Source organism: Rheinheimera marina (assembly GCF_042654345.1).
Taxonomy (GTDB): domain Bacteria; phylum Pseudomonadota; class Gammaproteobacteria; order Enterobacterales; family Alteromonadaceae; genus Pararheinheimera; species Pararheinheimera marina.
This window is the reverse complement of sequence record NZ_JBHSGB010000004.1, coordinates 1-17814: the sequence shown is the minus strand read 5'-3', so window position 1 is coordinate 17814 and position 17814 is coordinate 1. Positions and strand designations below refer to the sequence as shown.

14 protein-coding genes are annotated in these 17814 nt (G+C 52.3%); 11 read left to right on the top strand and 3 right to left on the bottom strand.

The features are described from left to right. The first annotated feature begins 175 nt into the window (after window positions 1-175). On the top strand, window positions 176-2611 hold the full coding sequence (locus ACFO3I_RS03525) for a TonB-dependent receptor (protein WP_377331802.1): 2436 nt from the start codon (window positions 176-178) through the stop codon (window positions 2609-2611). Between the two features lie 100 nt (window positions 2612-2711). Here ACFO3I_RS03525 and gntR read toward each other — a convergent pair whose 3' ends face one another. After that, complete coding sequence (gene gntR / locus ACFO3I_RS03520) at window positions 2712-3713, bottom strand: HTH-type transcriptional regulator GntR (protein ID WP_377331801.1); 1002 nt, start codon at window positions 3711-3713, stop codon at window positions 2712-2714. A gap of 121 nt (window positions 3714-3834) precedes the next feature. Here gntR and ACFO3I_RS03515 point away from each other — a divergent pair, with 121 nt between their 5' ends. The 4 genes from ACFO3I_RS03515 to ACFO3I_RS03500 all read left to right on the top strand — a co-directional run bounded on the left by ACFO3I_RS03515 (window position 3835) and on the right by ACFO3I_RS03500 (window position 9181). Continuing rightward, window positions 3835-4350: a gluconokinase gene (locus ACFO3I_RS03515; RefSeq protein ID WP_377331799.1), complete on the top strand. Its 516-nt coding sequence runs from the start codon at window positions 3835-3837 to the stop codon at window positions 4348-4350. Between the two features lie 74 nt (window positions 4351-4424). Continuing rightward, window positions 4425-5798, top strand: a complete 1374-nt coding sequence (locus ACFO3I_RS03510) for an MFS transporter (RefSeq protein WP_377331797.1) — start codon at window positions 4425-4427, stop codon at window positions 5796-5798. A gap of 5 nt (window positions 5799-5803) precedes the next feature. Next, on the top strand, window positions 5804-8188 hold the full coding sequence (locus tag ACFO3I_RS03505; RefSeq protein ID WP_377331796.1) for a GH36-type glycosyl hydrolase domain-containing protein: 2385 nt from the start codon (window positions 5804-5806) through the stop codon (window positions 8186-8188). A 3-nt stretch (window positions 8189-8191) separates the two neighbouring features. Further along, on the top strand, window positions 8192-9181 hold the full coding sequence (locus tag ACFO3I_RS03500; protein WP_377331794.1) for a Gfo/Idh/MocA family protein: 990 nt from the start codon (window positions 8192-8194) through the stop codon (window positions 9179-9181). A 10-nt stretch (window positions 9182-9191) separates the two neighbouring features. On the opposite strand, the gene ACFO3I_RS03495 is transcribed toward ACFO3I_RS03500, so the two are convergent. Continuing rightward, complete coding sequence (locus ACFO3I_RS03495; protein ID WP_377331793.1) at window positions 9192-9620, bottom strand: RrF2 family transcriptional regulator; 429 nt, start codon at window positions 9618-9620, stop codon at window positions 9192-9194. 138 nt (window positions 9621-9758) lie between these two features. Here ACFO3I_RS03495 and ACFO3I_RS03490 point away from each other — a divergent pair, with 138 nt between their 5' ends. Next, window positions 9759-10676, top strand: coding sequence for an NAD(P)/FAD-dependent oxidoreductase (locus tag ACFO3I_RS03490; protein ID WP_377331792.1), 918 nt, complete (start codon window positions 9759-9761; stop codon window positions 10674-10676). Then, window positions 10676-11386, top strand: coding sequence for a class I SAM-dependent methyltransferase (locus ACFO3I_RS03485; protein WP_377331790.1), 711 nt, complete (start codon window positions 10676-10678; stop codon window positions 11384-11386). The genes ACFO3I_RS03490 and ACFO3I_RS03485 overlap by 1 nt, the downstream gene beginning before the upstream one ends. Before the next feature lie 41 nt (window positions 11387-11427). On the opposite strand, the gene katG is transcribed toward ACFO3I_RS03485, so the two are convergent. Next, on the bottom strand, window positions 11428-13599 hold the full coding sequence (gene katG, locus ACFO3I_RS03480) for a catalase/peroxidase HPI (RefSeq protein ID WP_417714984.1): 2172 nt from the start codon (window positions 13597-13599) through the stop codon (window positions 11428-11430). Between the two features lie 340 nt (window positions 13600-13939). Here katG and ACFO3I_RS03475 point away from each other — a divergent pair, with 340 nt between their 5' ends. The 4 genes from ACFO3I_RS03475 (at window position 13940) to ACFO3I_RS03460 (ending at window position 17672) form a co-directional block, all read left to right on the top strand. Next, window positions 13940-14920: a tetratricopeptide repeat protein gene (locus ACFO3I_RS03475; RefSeq protein WP_377331786.1), complete on the top strand. Its 981-nt coding sequence runs from the start codon at window positions 13940-13942 to the stop codon at window positions 14918-14920. Window positions 14921-15343: 423 nt separating this feature from the next. Continuing rightward, the gene (locus ACFO3I_RS03470) at window positions 15344-15787 is read left to right on the top strand and encodes an excisionase family DNA-binding protein (protein ID WP_377331784.1); all 444 of its coding nucleotides are present in this window, start codon (window positions 15344-15346) and stop codon (window positions 15785-15787) included. Window positions 15788-15993: 206 nt separating this feature from the next. Further along, complete coding sequence (locus tag ACFO3I_RS03465; RefSeq protein ID WP_377331783.1) at window positions 15994-16305, top strand: helix-turn-helix transcriptional regulator; 312 nt, start codon at window positions 15994-15996, stop codon at window positions 16303-16305. Window positions 16306-16361: 56 nt separating this feature from the next. Then, window positions 16362-17672, top strand: a complete 1311-nt coding sequence (locus ACFO3I_RS03460) for a type II toxin-antitoxin system HipA family toxin (protein ID WP_377331782.1) — start codon at window positions 16362-16364, stop codon at window positions 17670-17672. Window positions 17673-17814: the final 142 nt, after the last annotated feature.

The following is a 17814-nucleotide window of genomic DNA, read 5'->3' as shown; positions in this document are numbered from 1 at the left end:
TTGTGTCGGTTAATTTATTGCCGGGCGTTCAGCCTCTGCTGGTTTTTTGTACGCTTCAGGCCTGTATTGTCTGGGGATCCTGAATGGTGCTGCAAAAAACCAGTTGAAAATTCTAAATAAATCAACAGGTGTTAGCGCTATCACGCTAATAGAAAACCGGGACAAGGTGACAGACGTGAAAGAATTCAGACCGACTCAGGCGGCACTGCTGATCAGTGCGGCTTTGGCTTGTATGGCATCAGCTCAGGCGGAACAACAGGGCGCCGCTGAACGGGAAATCGAAGTAATCCAGGTCACAGCGACCAAAAGAACCACCACTTTACGCGAAACGCCACTGGCGGTGACCGCTTACGACCAGAAAACGCTGGATAAAAACCATGTGATCCAGTTGGAAGATTTACAAGGTTCAGTACCGAGCCTGCAGATTGCACAAAACGGCACGCAAAACACCCCTATGGTGTATATCCGCGGTATAGGTTCGTCTGATCAGACTGAAAGTGGTGATCCGGCCGTCGCATTCCACATTGACGGTGTCTATTCAGCCCGCTCGCAGGGCGCTTCTGCATTGATGTTTGATCTGGAAGGCGCCGAAGTATTACGCGGCCCGCAAGGTACATTATTTGGCCGCAACGCCACTGGTGGTGTGGTAAACCTGCATACTGCCAAAGCCCGTCTGGATGGTTTTGAAGGCAATGCGGAAATCACGCTTGGCAACTACGACCGCAAAGCGGTGCGTGCCATGGTCAATATTCCGGTGTCTGACACCTTTGCTTTCCGTGTGGCAGCTGCCACGGACCAGTCAGACGGCGTAGTCGATTTTCTGCCTGGTTCTGCCATGGGTGAGAAGTACGGTTCGACTGATCTGGCCGCCGCCCGTTTCAGCACCTACTACCAACCCAATGACCAGCTGGACTGGACTTTATCGTATGAACATTTTACCGATCAGGGCACTGGCCATATTCCAACCCTGACTGGTGGGGATGACCGCAGCTCTTATGTGCAAGTCCCTGGTTTCAATGACTTTGTGATTGATTCAGTTCGCACCCGCATTAACTACACCTTCGAAAACGAGCTGGAGTTAGCCTATATCGGCGGTTACACCGATTCATCACGCGAATCGCTGTGGGACAGAACCTGGAGCCTGACCAAATATGAGTGGGGTGGTTGTGTCGACTGTACCCATGAAGCCGTGCAACACGAACTGCAGCTGAAAAACGAAGACAGCGCCCGTTGGCAGTGGATGGTGGGTTATTTCTTCTTTGATGAAAGCAACAAAACCATCTTTGACATTGTACACCCGGATGTGGATTACGAAGGCGGCAGCACACCAAACCCGAACCTGTGGTCGACCTACCGTCAGCCTGACCGTGGTTTACGCTCAAACAGCATTTATGCTCAAAGTACCTTTAAGCTAACCGACGACTGGCGGGTGAGTGCCGGCCTGCGTTACACCAACGACAAGCGTTGGGACAAAGGCGGACGCAACATTATGTGTCCGGTAAAAAAAGGCACAGAAACCATGGAGCCGAATACTGATTACGTTGGCCTGATGGACCCGGATAACCTGCTGGGTGGCCTGGCGCCAAACAAACATCTGGTACAGCCTGGACAATGCTGGGTCGATACCTACAACGACACCAGCCCGGAATGGTCGAAAACCACCGGGATGGCGCGCTTAGAATGGGACATGACCAAAGACATTATGGTCTATGGTTCGGTCGCCACCGGCTTTAAATCTGGCACTATCCAGGACGGTAACAGCTACAAAGGGACAGGTCCTTTTACTCAGGACGACCTGGACGCCATTATTGCGGCCAACAATAACGAAGCTGCCGGTACCAATGCCTATGTGGCGCCGGAAGAAAACACCAGCATTGAACTGGGTATGAAAGGCATGTTCCTTGATGGCAGTCTGCAGCTTTTTGGCGCTTTGTTCTCCACCGAATACACCGATCTGCAAGTGACCAGTAACGTGGTCACCGCCACTGGAGCGGATTTACTGCGTAAGACCAACGCCGGTAAAGCCACCATCAATGGTCTGGAGCTGGAAGCCAAGTACCTGGTCAGCGCCAATGGTGAGCTGAGCTTTGCCGGTTCTATTCTGGATGCCACTTACGACGAGTTCCTGACCACAGACTCCAAATATGGTGCCGCAGGTTCGGTGTTTAATCCGTCTGCCGGTGTGCCGTCGCAGCCAAACCTGCTGGATTTCAGCGGTAACCACCTGGTGCTGGCCCCTGAGTTCTCGGGCTCTGTCAGCTACGAGCACTTTATTGGTCTGGACAGCGGCGCCACGGTAACGCCACGTGCCCGTGTCAGTTATTCGTCAGAAGTCTGGTTTGACCCGGCCAACCGCGGTGACCGCCCTGAAGGCTTCCGTAATCTGCCTTATGCGGCAGATATCGACCGTCAGGATGCCTACACCAAGCTGGACCTGAGCCTTAATTATCAGCCGTCAGACGGCAACTGGAGTGCGGAAGCCTTTGTGAACAATGTGACAGACCGTGATATTAAGAGCGATCAGGGCCGGACTCATGGGGATGCAGTCCCCAACTTTATGTGGCAATCGCCGCGGACTTTTGGTGTGCGCTTCAGTGTAAGTTTCGATTAATTCCTGCCCGCCGCTCCTTTACCGGAGCGGCTTTGCCGTTGTTTTGCACTCCACCCGGAGTGCATTTTTTTTGGCTTAAGGGCTGAGCGAGAAGCGGGCTTCAGGTGGAAGCGCGGCGGATAATTTGATAACCAACGTCGATAGGGGCTGTGGGCACGGCCTCGCCTTTGCTGCGGGCGACCAGTAATTCTACCGCTTGTTTACCCATCTCAAAGCGCGGCGAGGCAACAGAGCTGATGCCTGGTTCCACCAGAGCCGAGGCTTCCAGATCATTAAAGCCGCAAATCGCCAAATCCTGCGGCACCCGCAAATTCATCCGTTTGCTTTCAAATAAAGCACCCAAGGCTAAATCGTCGTTGCAGCAAAACACAGCATCACACTGACCGGCCGATTCGGCCAGCACAGCCTGCAGCAACTGGCCGCCTAACTTAATCGACGAGGATTGTGGTGTGGTCATCACGTAGCTTTGGCAGGCGTCGGGCCAGGCAGCTATGGCTTGTTTAAAACCGATTAGCCGCTGCTGAGTGCGTGGGTCCATCCGGGCACCAATAAAACCCAGCTTGCGGTAACCCTGCTGCAATAAATGGGTGGTCATATCGAGGCCTGCGGCCAGATGGGAAAAACCGATGTTTAAATCAATAGGTTGCTCTGTCAGCTCCATCAACTGCACCACCGGAATACCGGCGTTTTTCAGTAAACGTTTGGCGTAATCGGTCTGGTCTGTGCCGGTCAGGATCATGCCTTCCGGCGACTGGCTAAGCAGGGTGGTGATCAGCTTTTCTTCTTCCAGCGGCGAGTAATGGCAATCGCCGAGGATCACCTGCAGCTGGTGCTGCTTCACCGCGCTGTACACCCCTTGCAGCACTTCGTTAAATACGATGTTGGATAAAGACGGAATAATCACCGCCAGCACACCGGAGCGGTTCGACGCCAGCGCACTGGCGGCATGGTTGCGAATGTACCCCAACTCTTCAATGGCGGTCTCAACCTGATGCCGCAGTTTGTCAGACACTTTCTCCGGATTGGTTAATACGCGGGAAACGGTAATGGCGCTGACTCCGGCCAGTTGTGCCACATCTTTTAGGTTGGGTTTTCTGTTCATGCAATCCTGCCTTGCTGTTAGGGACTCACCTTAACGGAAAGCAAAGAAATGGTCAAAATGGTTGCGCTAACATTTTGTCTGAATTAAGCTCTTGTCACTTCATTTTTGAGCTTAATTTTTGATGCAGCAACAGACTTGTTATCAGAGCCTGGTACTGATGGGCGTCGCTGGCAGTGGTAAATCCACCATGGCGCGATTGTTGGCAGAGCAGTTAGGGTGGGAATGCCTGGAAGGGGATGACTTTCATTCCGAGCAAGGCAAACAGATGATGGCTGCCGGTCAGCCATTGGCAGCCGAGCTGCGCCAGCAATGGGTGGAGCGGCTTTGCAGTACGTTAAAACAGCATCAACAGCAGCAACAACATACAGTGCTGAGCTACTCTGGTTTGATTAAAACGCAGCGCGAGCAGATCCGAGCCGCCAGCTGGGCGCCGCTGTTTGTTTATCTGAAAGGCTCGGCGGAACTGCTGTCGCAGCGTCTGGCCGAACGCAAGAACCACTTTATGCCGGAATCCATGCTGGCCAGCCAGCTGGCAACCATGCAAGAACCGCTGGCAGAGGCCGATGTACTGGTGCTGGATATCAGCCAGAGTACCGGCCAGTTACTGCAGCAGGTGCTCGATAAATTAAAGGGCTGATAGCGCTATCATAGATTTGCGCTTTGCAATCAAGCCAATGGTACAAGCTAACAACATAACAAAAGAGAGACAGGGTGACAGCAATTAACAAGCAACCAGGCTGGCTGGAAAAGCTGGGCTATGGGGCAGGGGACATCGGCTTTAACTTCTACTGGGCCAATATCTCGGCATTTTTACTGATCTTCTACACCGATGTGTTTGGCATTTCTGCTGCGGCCGCCGGTACCATGATGCTGATCACCAAGGTGATTGACGCCTTTACCGACCCGCTGATGGGCGCGCTGGCTGACCGCACTCAGACCCGCTTTGGTAAATTCCGCCCTTATTTGTTGTGGCTGGCCTTGCCTTTGGCTGGTGCCGGGGTCTTAACCTACAGCACGCCGGATTTAGACGCCGACGGCAAACTGCTGTGGGCTTATGCCACCTACAGTCTGCTGATGCTGATTTACACCGCCATCAATATTCCCTATTCAGCGCTGTCCGGTGTGATGACCAATAACAGCCAGGCCCGTACCACGCTGGTCAGTTTCCGTTTTATCGGTGGTTTTACCGGCGGCATTCTGGTGACCTACCTGACACCCAAGCTGGTGGTCTGGTTGGGACAGGGTGATGAAGCGCTGGGCTGGCAGCTGACCATGGCCGTCTTTGGCGTGGCGGCGGCGCTGTTGTTCCTCTGGACTTTTGCCGCCAGCCGCGAGCGTATTCAACCGGTGAAAGCCGAACGACACCCGATTAAACAGGACTTAGCCGACCTGGCTGCCAATAAACCCTGGCTGGTGCTTTTTGTGCTGGCGCTGGTGATTATGATCACCATCACTATGCGGGCGGCCAGCGGCGTTTACTACTTTAAATACTATGTGATGCGCCCTGAGCTGGTCGGGGAATTTCTGTCGTCCTATATGCTGGCGCTGGCATTAGGCGCAGCTTCCACCCCATTAATGACCCGATTCCTGCCGAAAAAACAGCTGATGATGCTGTTAATGGCGTTGGCTGGCCTGTTGTCGATCAGTCTGTTTTTTGTACCTGCTGACCAGATTGGGCTGATTTTTGTGATTAACCTGGCGATAGGTTTTGTACTGGGGCCCAAATCACCACTGGCTTTTTCGATGTACGCCGATACCGCCGATTACAACGAATGGCGCACTGGCCGCCGGGCTACGGCAATGACGTTTTCAGCGGCCACCTTTTCACAAAAGCTGGGTGGTGCTATCGCCTCTGCCAGTATTGGCTGGTTGCTGTCGCTGATGGGCTATGTGGCCAATGCGGAACAAAATGCCGGCTCGCAGCTGGGCATTGTGCTGATGATCTCGGTGATCCCTGGAGTGGTTGCCTTAGTGGCCGCTGCCGTGATGTGGTTTTACCCGCTGACAGAATCGCAGTTGTTGCAGATGCAACAGGAACTTGAACAACGGAAAACAGCCGCAGTGGCGGCCGGACAAACAGAATGAAGCCGATGACAACTCCCATCATGAGCCCCAGCGCTGATCAGCAGCGCTACGAATTATACAGCCCAACCCTGATGCCGCAGGCGGCTGCCTTTTTATGGAATTCGCAGCTGATGATCCAGCTGAACTGCCGCGGTTATGCCACGGCCCAGTTTATGCAACCAGAACCGGCCAAATACGCCCATGCGCCGAACCTGGAAGCCAAAACTTTTATGCAGCCGGAGCAGCCGTATTACGCCCATCATCCGGGGCGTTTTGTCTATATCAAAGACGAAGACAGTGGCGAGATTTGGTCGGTACCGCATGAACCGGTGCGTAACGGCGCTGAACGGTTTGTGTTTTCCGCCGGTAAAACTGATATCGCCTGGCAGTTAACCTTAGCGGGAGGTATTGAAGTGGACTGGCGTCTGACCTTGTCAGCCGACCGGCCGCTGGAACTCTGGACCTTGTCGGTCAAAAACAGCGGTTCAGGCCATCGTCGACTGAGCCTGTACCCGTATTTCCCGGTTGGTTATATGTCGTGGATGAACCAGAGCGCGCGCTACCTGCCTGAGCTGCAGGCGGTGGTCTGCTCGTCGGTAACGCCCTACCAGAAGTACCCGGATTACTTTAAGAATAAGTACTTTAAAGACAAAACCTTCCTGTTGGCCGAACAGGCGCCAATAGCCTGGGAAACCCAGCAGCAACTGTTTGAAGGCGAAGGTGGCTTGCATGCGCCATCGGCCTTGCAGCAGGCAGAACTCAATTGCTCTGACGCCGATTACGAAACGCCGGTCTGCGCCATGCAATACCGGCTGGCGCTCGGCAGCGGGCAACAGCAGCAGTACCGTTTTGCTTTTGGTCCGGCCTATGACGAAGCTGAAGTGGCCGACATTCGTCAGCAGCTGTTTGGCAGTGCGGCGGGGTTCAACCAGGCGGTGGAGCAGTATCAGAGCTGGATGAACCGCTTGCAGCCAGCACTGCAGATACAGACGCCGGATGCGGGCCTGGATAACTTTGTTAACCACTGGCTGGCGCGTCAGGTGTATTACCATGGCGATGTCAACCGTTTAACTACCGACCCGCAAACCCGCAATTACTTGCAGGACAATATGGGTATGGCTTATCTGGCGCCGGCGGTAACCCGCCAGGCATTTCTGACGGCGCTGGCGCAACAGCACCAGAGCGGCGAAATGCCAGACGGTATTCTGCTGCACAAGGATGCAGAACTGAAATACATCAACCAGGTGCCGCATGCTGACCAGTGCATCTGGCTGCCGGTTTGTCTGCAGGCGTACCTGGACGAAACCAACGACTACGGCATTTTGCAGGAACTGCTGCCGTACAAAGACAGCAACGAGCAAAGCACGGTGTTTGAGCATATCTGCCGTGCCATGGGCTGGCTCTGGCTGAAAAAGGACGAGCGTAACCTGAGTTACATCGACCAGGGCGACTGGTGCGACCCGATGAATATGGTCGGCTACAAAGGCAAAGGTGTGTCGGGCTGGCTCAGTCTGTCGGCCGCGTACGCGATGAAACTTTGGGCACAGGTGTGCGAGAAAGCAGGTAACACTGAGTTGGCAGCGCTGTATCAGCAGCAAGCAGAGGCCTTTAATCAGGCGGTGAATCAGTACCTGTGGGATGGTCAGTGGTACGGCCGTGGCATCACTGACGACAATGTGGTGTTTGGTATCAGCAAAGACAACGAAGGCCGGATTTACCTGAACCCGCAAAGCTGGGCTTTATTAAGTGGCGCGGCGAACGAAGAGCAACAGCAGCAACTGCTGGCGGCGGTGGCCGCGCAATTGCATACCCCATATGGCCCGCAAATGCTGGCGCCAGCTTATACCGCAATGCGGGATGATGTAGGCCGGGTGACGCAAAAATACCCGGGTTCAGCAGAAAACGGCTCTGTGTATAACCATGCGGCGGCATTTTATTTGTATGCGCTGTATCAGGTGGGGCAGGCCGACAGTGCTTACCATGTGCTGCGCCAGATGCTACCGGCCGATGACGAGGCGGATCAGCGCCAACGGGGTCAGTTGCCGGTATTTATTCCGAATTACTACCGTGGCGCTTACCAGCAGTTACCCCGCACCGCCGGTCGTTCCAGCCAGCTGTTTAATACCGGCACCGTGCATTGGGTGTACCGCTGCCTGATTGAAGGCCTGTTTGGTTTAACCGGCGACGGCGACGATTTGCGCATTGAACCGCAGTTGCCATCACACTGGCCTGAAGCCAAAGTGACCCGGCAATTCCGCGGTGCACAAATTCAGCTGCATATTCGCCGTGACGCTGGCGTGGATAAAGCGCAGTTGTGGCAAGGTGAACAGCAACTGCCAGAGCTAAAGCTGGCACAACCACAGTCAGGCCAAAGCTATCAGCTGACCTTATTACTGCCACAGGAGGCGTAACCCATGACCAGGCTGCGGATTGGATTATTAGGTGCATCGCGCATCGCAGACAAAGCCATACTGCAGCCTGCTGCGCTGCTGGCCAGTGAAGTAGAAGTGCGGGCGGTCGGCGCGTCCAGCGCCGCCAAAGCTCAGGCCTACGCCGGGCAGCACCAGCTGCCGGGCTGGGAAGCCAGTTACCAGGCGCTGCTGCAGCGTGACGATATCGACCTGATCTACAACGCTTTGCCAGCGTCTTTGCATGCACAGTGGAGCATCAAGGCGTTACAGGCTGGTAAGTCGGTGCTCTGCGAAAAGCCCTTTGCACTTAATGCGGCTGAAGTACGCGCTATGCTGGCGGCAGCGGAACAAAGTGGCCAGTTGTTACTGGAAGGCTATCACTACCGCTTCCATCCGGTGTTTTTAAAAGTGCAGCAGCTGCTGCAGTCCGGCGTATTAGGAAAATTACTGACAGTGCGCAGCAATTTTTCGGTGCGAATTGCTGAAACGCCGGGTTCGCTGCGCCATCAGCTGGCGTTAGGTGGTGGCGCTCTGATGGATTTGGGCTGCTACCCATTACACTGGGTGCGTCAGTTACTGGGCAATGAACTGCAATTGCAGCAGGCTGTCGCCAGTTGCCACACAAAAGGCGTGGATGAAAGCTTCAGCGCCCGTTTGCTGGGGCCAGCCGGTGAGCAGATTTACCTCGGCTGTTCGATGGCCGAGCACTTAAATCGTCAGCATGATGCCTATCTGGAATTGCAGGGCGAGCAGGGCAAGCTGGAAGTATTTAACTTAGTGGCGCCGCATCAGGGCCATCAACTGCGGCTGGAGCTAAACGGCCAGACTCAAACCGAACAGCTGGAAGGCGAAAGCACTTATTATTACCAGCTGAAACACTGGCTGGATTGCCTGCGTGGCAATGCCGCACCATTAACCGGTGGCCAGGATGCGCTGCAACAAATGCAGTGGATTGACCGGCTCTATCTGGCCGCAGGCCTGCCAACCCGATAATGCTGCAGTATTACTGTTCTGACGCTGGCCCGGCAAAACCGCTGGCCAGCTGATCCAAGGTAACTTCGCCGAAGCGCTGCAGTACCAGCCGCTCGGCCTCCTGTAACACATCATCAATAGCAGCATTAACCGCCTGCTCAATAGGGCACTGATTGTGCTCATCGGTCAGCCCTATGGTAAATAACGAACCTTCTTTCAGGCTTTTGTGAATGTCCAGCAGGCTGATCTCAGTCAGTGGTTTGCACAAGGTCCAGCCGCCGCCATGGCCTTTGCCGGAACTGACATAGCCCTGAGCTTTTAAACTGGCCATAGTACGGCGCACCACCACAGGATTGGTGTGCAGCATCTGAGCTATCTGTTCTGACGTGGCTGGGTGTTGTTGATGATGCATATGCACCAATACATGCAACATGCGGGATAAACGGCTGTCTTTTCTCATTTTTTTCTTTGGCGGCAAAGGCGTTTGCATAGTGTACGCCGAATTTTCATGAAACAAATAATGTTTCATGAGTTGAATTTAACTTTTTATGTAACTTATAATGTTTCGTAAGTTGAGTTATGGCTAAGGTACGGAACTATGTTGGATTGTCTGGTGATTGGTGGCGGTTTTGCCGGTTTGTCGGCGGCGATGCAGTTGGCGCGGGGTCAACGCAGTGTAGTGGTACTGGACGCGGGAGAACCGCGTAACAGGTTTTCCAGCCAGTCGCATGGCTTCTTTACATTGGATGGCGTCAGCCCAGCCGAAATCCTTAAGCGGGCCTGGGCTCCACTGTTGGCTTACCCAACGGTCAGCCGGGCGGCGCTGGGCAGGGCTGTGCAGGCCACAAAAACGGCGGACGGTTTTGTGGTGGCAAGTACTGACGGCCACAGCTGGCACAGCAAAAGCCTGGTGCTGGCGACTGGGGTGACGGATACCTTACCTGCTATTCCAGGCCTGGCTGAGCGCTGGGGGAAAACGGCAATCCATTGTCCTTATTGCCATGGTTACGAGCTGCGCAATCAACCTACCGTCGTGATCGCCAGTTCGCCTCATTCAGTGCATCAGGCGGCCATACTGCCGGATTGGGGGCCAACTACCTATTGCACGCAGGGTCAGTTTGAGCCAGACGCAGAGCAGTTAGAGATGTTGCAAAGGCGCGGTGTGCGCGTCGAGCGAAGCCCGGTAGTGGCGGTGGAAGGCGAAGGGCAGCAGATTGACGCCGTACGGCTGGCGGATGGCCGGCGTTTGGCGGCTGCGGCCGTGTATCTGGCACCTAAAACCAGCTTCGGCCATCAACTGGCGGAACAATTGGGGTTGGCGGTTCAGCCCGGAATGACCGGCCCTGTCGTTGTGGTCGATGAGATGAAACAAAGCTCGGTGCCAGGAGTGTTTGTCGCCGGTGACAATAGCAGCCCAATGCATAACGCCACCCTGGCATCGGCCGCCGGGGTATTGGCTGGCGGCGCGGCGCACCGCTACCTGATGTTGCAATACCAAACAGTGGAGCATCGCTGATGGACGCCGGGCAACTGCAGCAGTTGTTTGATCAGCAGGCAGGGCAGTACGACCAGCAATGGCAGCGGCTGCGACCTTTGCAATCGGCGCTGTTCTTTTTGGTGGAGCAGTGCCTGCAGCAGCTGCCAAAGCAGGCGCGCTTGCTCTGTGTTGGTGTGGGCACAGGGGAAGAATTACTGTATCTGGCCGAGCGCTTTCCACATTGGCAGTTCACTGCAGTGGAGCCAGCAGCTGCAATGCTGGAGCGTTGCCGGCAAAAAGCGCAAGCCGCTGGGGTGCTGCAGCGCTGTGATTTGGTGCAGGGGTATCTGGACGACCTGCCTGCCACGGCCAGTTTTGATGCTGCCACCGCATTTCTGGTGTCGCACTTTCTGACAGAGCCGCAGCAGCGTCTGGCTTTTTTTCAGCAGATTGCCCGTCGGTTAAAACCAGCGGCTCTGCTACTGAATGCCGATTTGGCGTGTGCGGAACCAGCATTGACGATGCAGGCGCAAATTAGTTTTTGGCAACAACTGATGACAGGCCAGCAGCCAGATGCGGCAAAATTAGTCCAACTGATGCAAAGTTACCGCCAGGATGTGGCGGTGTCTGAACCTTCAGAACTGCAATGGTTGTTACGGCAAGCGGGCTTTGCTCAGGTGCTACCACTGTTCCAGGCTGGCCTGATGCAGGCCTGGTGCGCGCAGCGGGGGGCGACTGAGCTGGCATAAAAAAGCCGGGGCAGGCCCCGGCTGGTCAGTTGTTTTCAGGCTCAGATATCAAAACGGTCCAGATTCATTACCTTGGTCCAGGTTTTGACGAAGTCGTCGACAAACTTCTGCTTCGCATCGTCTGACGCATAAACTTCAGCTACAGCACGCAGTTCAGAGTGCGAACCGAAAATCAGGTCGACCGGGGTGGCCGTCCATTTCAGCGCGCCGCTCTTACGATCGAAGCCTTCGTATAAGCCTTCTTGCTTGGCTGATTTCTCCCAGCGGGTGGACATGTCCAGCAGGTTGACGAAGAAGTCGTTGCTCAGCGTGCCTGGCTTGCTGGTGAATACACCGTGTTTCACACCGGCAGTGTTGGCATCCAGAGTGCGCAGACCACCTACCAATACGGCCATTTCTGGCACCGACAAGGTCAGGTAATTGGCTTTTTCCACCAGTGCTTCAGCCGGAGGCAGTTGGCTGTCGCTGCTGAAGTAGTTACGGAAACCATCGGCTTTTGGCTCCAGTACCGCAAAGGACGTCACGTCAGTCAGCGCCTGGGTGGTGTCCATCCGGCCCGGCGTAAATGGAACGCTGACACTGTAACCGGCGTCTTTTGCCGCTTTCTCCACGGCGGCAGAACCTGCCAGTACAATCACGTCTGCCAGTGAGACTTTCTTGCCACCTTTCAGCGTCTTGTTAAAGTCGTTCTGAACTTTAGTCAGCGCGGCCAGCACTTTGGCGGCTTCTTTCGGGTTGTTGGCCGCCCAGTCTTTTTGCGGCGCTAACGCCAGACGGGCACCATTGGCACCGCCACGCATATCGGTACCACGGAAGCTGGACGCTGCAGACCAGGCGGTGCGCACCAGTTCAGGTACCGTCAGCTTAGTGGCCAGGATCTTCGCTTTCAGCGCAGTGATCTCTGCTGCTTCAATCACCGGGTGATCCAGTGCTGGAATTGGGTCTTGCCAAATCAGCGCTTCTTTCGGTGCATCTTTACCCAGATAACGGGTCGACGGGCCCATATCACGGTGCGTCAGCTTAAACCAGGCTTTAGCGAAGGCCAGTTCAAACTCTTTTGGATTGGCGCGGAAACGGGTGGTGATTTCGCGGTAGATTGGGTCTTCTTTCAGCGCGATGTCACTGGTAAACATGATAGGTGCATGACGTTTGCCTTCCACGTGTGCATCTGGCACCAGGTTTGCGGCTTGGCCATTGGCCGGGATCCACTGCGTGTGGCCTGCCGGGCTCTTGGATTTCACCCATTCGAAGCTGTACAGGTTGTCCAGGTACTGCATAGTCCACTTGGTTGGGCTGACTGACCAGGCGCCTTCTAAGCCAGAAGTCACAGTGTCTTCTGAGTGGCCTTTACCGCATTTGTTTTTCCAGCCAAAACCTTGTTGTTCAACGCCTGCTGCTGCAGGGTCTGCACCAACGCACTTGTTTGGATCATGAGCACCGTGCGCCTTACCGAAGGTGTGACCACCGGCAATCAGTGCCACGGTTTCTTCGTCATTCATTGCCATACGGCCGAAGGTGTCACGAATTTGCTGCGCAGACGCCAGTGGATCAGGCACGCCATTCGGGCCTTCCGGGTTGACGTAAATCAGACCCATCTGGGTCGCGCCCATAGGTTTGGCTAACTCACCTTTGGCGTAGCGGCTCTTGTTGTCCAGCCATTTTTTCTCTGAACCCCAGTCCACCATTTCGGCTTCCCAGTCGTCTGTACGGCCACCGGCGAAACCAAAGGTTTTAAAGCCCATGTCTTCCATTGCGACAGTACCGGCCAGCACCATTAAGTCTGCCCAGGATATTTTGCTGCCGTATTTTTGCTTGATTGGCCACAACAGACGACGGGCTTTGTCCAGGCTGACGTTATCTGGCCAGCTGTTCAGAGGCTCAAACCGCTGTTGACCGCCGTTGGCGCCGCCACGGCCGTCAAAAATACGGTAAACACCGGCACTGTGCCAGGCCATACGTACGAAGAAGGGGCCGTAGTGGCCATAGTCGGCAGGCCACCAGTCTTGTGATGTGGTCAGTGTTTTCCGGATTTCACCTTTGAGGGTATCCAGGTCGAGCGATTTGAACTGCTCAGCATAATTAAACTGGTTGCCGTATGGGTTGGATTCAGCACCGTGTTGACGCAGAGGAGCCAGATTCAGTCGCTCCGGCCACCAAAAGCTATTGCTGGTAGTCGTAGGTTGGGTGGTTTCGGCCTGCAGCGCGATCGACATCGACAGCGCAATCACAGACAACAAAGGGATCGTTTTTTTCATATTCGTTGTTCCTGTCCTTGAGGTGCCTTGGTGGGCACAAGACTTATGTGGGGCTGTATACACAGCTCTCGTATCGCTGTTCTCTGCGATTGCAGCTTCCGGACGCAACAACGGGCAGGCAAAACAGCTGTTAAAAGGTAGCGGGACATGATCCATAGTGCTAAATGATAAAAAGCGATTGTTTTAATCAGTTAATCTGATATGTCAGTACAGGCAAGCGATGCAAAGGCTTTTGAAGGCAAGTGTGGTGACACAGAATGTCTAAGAAATTTCGTTGATTTTGCCGTGTTCAGCCAGCATGATGCTAACTGCATTGATTGTTGAGTGGGCGGCGTCGGGCCTGATGAGTTATCGCCTGAAGTATAAAAGATTGTTGTTATGCGCTGTGGCGTTGTGCGCTGGTTCTGTGTCAGCTTCAGAGCACTTAAGTGACCATGAACTCTTTTGCCAGACGCAACCTCAGGTGCCGTGTGAGGAGTTTATTCGCCAGCATTTAGCACAGGCAGAACCGCATTCGGCAGACTGGTTTAAGGTAAAAACCTATCAACTGGATTACCTGTTTGATAAACAGCAATTTAAGGCACTTTTTGACGAAACTTCCGCGTTGCTTCAACTGCAAAGCTTGCCGCAATCCATTGAAGTACAAGTGTATTTTTACCATGCGAAGGCCTTGATCGCCTTTGGCCGTAAAAATGAAGCGCTGATTTTTGCCGACAAAGCAACACAGATCCTTGAGCAAATTTACCAGGTGTTTGGCGATCCGCTGCGGATGGTTGAACTGGCTAACTTGCACTACAGCATGGGGCAGATTGCCCAGGCAAAACGCTTACTTTTGCTGGCAGAAAGTCAGTTTTTACGCAGCAAAGACCCGGTGTTTCTGTTTGAGCTGAATTCGAACAAAGCCTTGTTATCCGATATCGCAGGCAATTATGCCGAGTCTGCCAGCTTCAGAAAAACGGCGCTGGACGCGATAGCGCCGTTGCAGCACAACGGCAAAAATATTGTGGCGTACGGCAATCTGGGGCGCACTTACCAGTTACTGGGAGATTACCCACAAGCGGTGTATTACTACACGGAATCTCTCAAGTTTATGCAACCCGAGCAGGATGCCCATAACCTGGCGTTGTACCAGTTGAAAATTGCCGAGTTGTACAGCCAGCTGAACCAGCTGCAGCCAGCTACAGAATGGCTGGCGAAAGTGGAATTTGCCCAGTTGCCTGTCAACCGCAGGAACTTGTACCTGCAAGTGGAAAGCTGGTGCCAGCAGCATACGAAGTAATGCTTAGGGCCCGTCGAGGATAACGTACGGGCCTGCATATTACTCCAGGTTCTGGACCTGTTTATTGAGTGAAAACTGTAAATTATTGATATATATAGATATGAATTAGAGATGGCTCTCGACTGGTAACCATACTGGTAACCATTTTTGTGATGCTGAATGAATCAGTTTGATTGGCTTTGAGTGAGGCGTTTTAGGTCAAGATTGGAGGCCGCTAACGGCTTAAGAACTATAGCTGCTCAGCTAACTAAAAGCTAGATGTGCCGAGAGAGCATCGACTACAACTGAGCAGAATAACCTCTACCTTTGCGCTAGAGCGTTGGTCATTCACCATTTTTACACTGTCATCATCAGTTGCGAATATTTCGAAAAACTGACAGTCTGAGTTATTATCTCGTTTTTTAAGACTGTCGGATTGTCAGCATGTCATCAATTCCATGCCCAAAAGAAATTGCACTAGCAAAAACAAGTTGTCGCGAGCTTTCAGCTTTATTGAAGGCTAATGGAGAACTAATAAATATTCAGGTGATCGGAGTGGATGGTGAAACCCATTGCTTAAAGCTCCCAACAATTGCTATTCAATTAATGATTGAGGTACTAGCTCAGCTAGGACAAGGAAACGGTGTAAGGATTAATCCAATACAAGCCGAGCTTACGACACAACAGGCCGCTGACATGCTTAACATGGCTCGTCCGACTTTTATAAAGCTACTTGATTCAGGTGTGATTGCTCACTATCGCACAGGTAATCGTCGTAAAGTCTCGTTTGCTGAGGTCACAAGATACAAGCAAGAGCTTGATTCTAAACGCCTATCTGCTTTAGACGAGTTGTCAGCGCTCGATCAGGAGCTAAGTTTGGGTTTCTAGTTCTCTTGCAGCACTTTAGCACTGAGTTAAAAGTTGGAGATTATCGTGAGATCTCACTTCATCGCCACATCCAACACTATTCATCTCGCTTTCTAATATTAGCTTCTTGCTTCAATTAAAGAGTCATATAAGTTGCTATCTTACAAAAAGAAACTAATATGTTTCTTAGTTGATGTGCATACAGATTAAGAACCTCGGAGCAATACATGGCAAATTCGCTATTGACACAAATCAGGCAGAGAAGGCTGCAGTTGTCGCTGAAACAGCAAGACATGTACATGCGAGTGGGTATTTCGCGTCAGCAATATCATCGTATAGAGCATAAAGGGAACCCACGTCTGGATACTCTTGAATTGATTGCGCAAGGCTTAAATGCAGAGTTGCTGCTTATCCCCAAAGAGTATGTTGCAGCAGTTAAAAAATTGCTGGCAAGAAATGTAGTGAGCGGTGAGTTGGTGGCTGAGCAAGCCGATGAGCAAGCTAGTTTGGTTGATGATCCTTGGCAAAATTTGCTGTGAGTTTTGATGAGGCACTTAGACTCCAAGACATTTGAGTTCAGATAAAGGTGGGATAAATGGAAAAACTAAGGCTATTAGAACTCACATTACATGGCAACTTAGTGGGTTATCTCGCTGGATTTCAAGGTGGTCGTAATGTGCTGTTATTTGATGAGTCGTTCAGGAACGATGCCAATCGTTCAACGCTGAGTGTGATTACGCGTCCAGACTTTCCAAAATCAGACCAATTGCTGGCGCAAGATTGGGTTAAAAACCACAAGTTGCATCCAATATTGTCCAATCTTTTACCTGAAGGTTCATTACGTGAACTGATAGCGCAAGGTCTGAAGGCACACGTTGATCACGAGTTTAAGCTGCTGAGTGCATTAGGCCATGACCTTCCTGGTGCATTAATTGCAACTTCAATCAGTGCTGACCAAGTTCCGACATCAATCAAACAACGGTTGCGCTTATCAAGTAACCAACCATTCGAAATTGATAACGACGCGCTCATTCAACATGACAAGTTTTCGTTGGCTGGTGTGCAAATCAAATTTTCAATGCGAGAGAATTCAGGCCGTTTCACGCTAGGTTTTAATAGTGGTAGCAAGCCAGAACTAGGTGATTGGATCATTAAAACGCCTTCAGCAAAGCATCCGAATGTGCCGCTAAATGAATACGCTGCGATGAAATTAGCTGAGGCGGTTGGTATTGAGATACCAGAAGTTCGACTTGTAGACATGTCGAAACTCGACAACTTGTTACCAGTCAATTTACCTGATGAGCAGTTTGCGTACGCGATTAAACGTTTCGATCGCGACAAAATGCAAACCTCTCAAAATGAACCGCAAAACAGTGAGCTTAAACGCATTCATATGGAGGATTTTGCACAAGTTTTGGTTAAATACCCTTACCAAAAATATGACTCAGCAAATTACGAACAAATTGGCCGCGTGATACGTCAATTTTCAGCTGAACCAATTGCAGACTTGCAGCAATTTGCGCGTCGCTTACTGGTCAATATTCTGTTAGCGAATGGCGATGCGCATTTGAAAAATTGGAGTCTGATTTATCGCGATGAGAAAAATCCAAGATTGTCGCCAGCATACGATATTCTGACTACCAGTCTCTACATTAAAGATGAGAGTCAGTTTTCACTAAACTTTGCAAAAAACAAAGATTGGTATCAGGTCAATCTTGACCACTTTAAATTCTGGTCTGAACAAGTGGGTGTGAATTGGCGAGTCATTAAACCGCATTTGGATGATACACTCGAAAAGGCGAGGGATTTATGGCCAGCACTGATATGCCAATTACCAATCACTGATGCGCATAAAACGAAACTTCAAGAGCATTGGAGGTTAATAGATCCATATTTCAGTATGTAAAGCGTGGAAGTATTTGAAGAATAAAATATGGTTTTTGAGGTGCTAAATAACTGATCCTAATTGTGATACACCGTCTTTAGCCCATGGTTGCCACCTGGAAACGGGGCTGCCGTCTCCATAAAATGGTCGACCTGCTCCAGTA

Excerpts from the sequence above, each read along its gene's own strand:
- ACFO3I_RS03500 (WP_377331794.1), top strand. The coding sequence starts at position 8,192 with ATGACCAGGCTGCGGATTGGATTATTAGGTGCATCGCGCATCGCAGAC.
- ACFO3I_RS03505 (WP_377331796.1), top strand. The coding sequence starts at position 5,804 with ATGACAACTCCCATCATGAGCCCCAGCGCTGATCAGCAGCGCTACGAA.
- ACFO3I_RS03470 (WP_377331784.1), top strand. The coding sequence starts at position 15,344 with ATGTCATCAATTCCATGCCCAAAAGAAATTGCACTAGCAAAAACAAGT.
- ACFO3I_RS03460 (WP_377331782.1), top strand. The coding sequence starts at position 16,362 with ATGGAAAAACTAAGGCTATTAGAACTCACATTACATGGCAACTTAGTG.
- katG (WP_417714984.1), bottom strand. The coding sequence starts at position 13,599 with ATGTCGATCGCGCTGCAGGCCGAAACCACCCAACCTACGACTACCAGC.
- ACFO3I_RS03495 (WP_377331793.1), bottom strand. The coding sequence starts at position 9,620 with ATGAGAAAAGACAGCCGTTTATCCCGCATGTTGCATGTATTGGTGCAT.
- ACFO3I_RS03490 (WP_377331792.1), top strand. The coding sequence starts at position 9,759 with ATGTTGGATTGTCTGGTGATTGGTGGCGGTTTTGCCGGTTTGTCGGCG.
- ACFO3I_RS03485 (WP_377331790.1), top strand. The coding sequence starts at position 10,676 with ATGGACGCCGGGCAACTGCAGCAGTTGTTTGATCAGCAGGCAGGGCAG.
- gntR (WP_377331801.1), bottom strand. The coding sequence starts at position 3,713 with ATGAACAGAAAACCCAACCTAAAAGATGTGGCACAACTGGCCGGAGTC.
- ACFO3I_RS03515 (WP_377331799.1), top strand. The coding sequence starts at position 3,835 with ATGCAGCAACAGACTTGTTATCAGAGCCTGGTACTGATGGGCGTCGCT.
- ACFO3I_RS03465 (WP_377331783.1), top strand. The coding sequence starts at position 15,994 with ATGGCAAATTCGCTATTGACACAAATCAGGCAGAGAAGGCTGCAGTTG.
- ACFO3I_RS03475 (WP_377331786.1), top strand. The coding sequence starts at position 13,940 with ATGATGCTAACTGCATTGATTGTTGAGTGGGCGGCGTCGGGCCTGATG.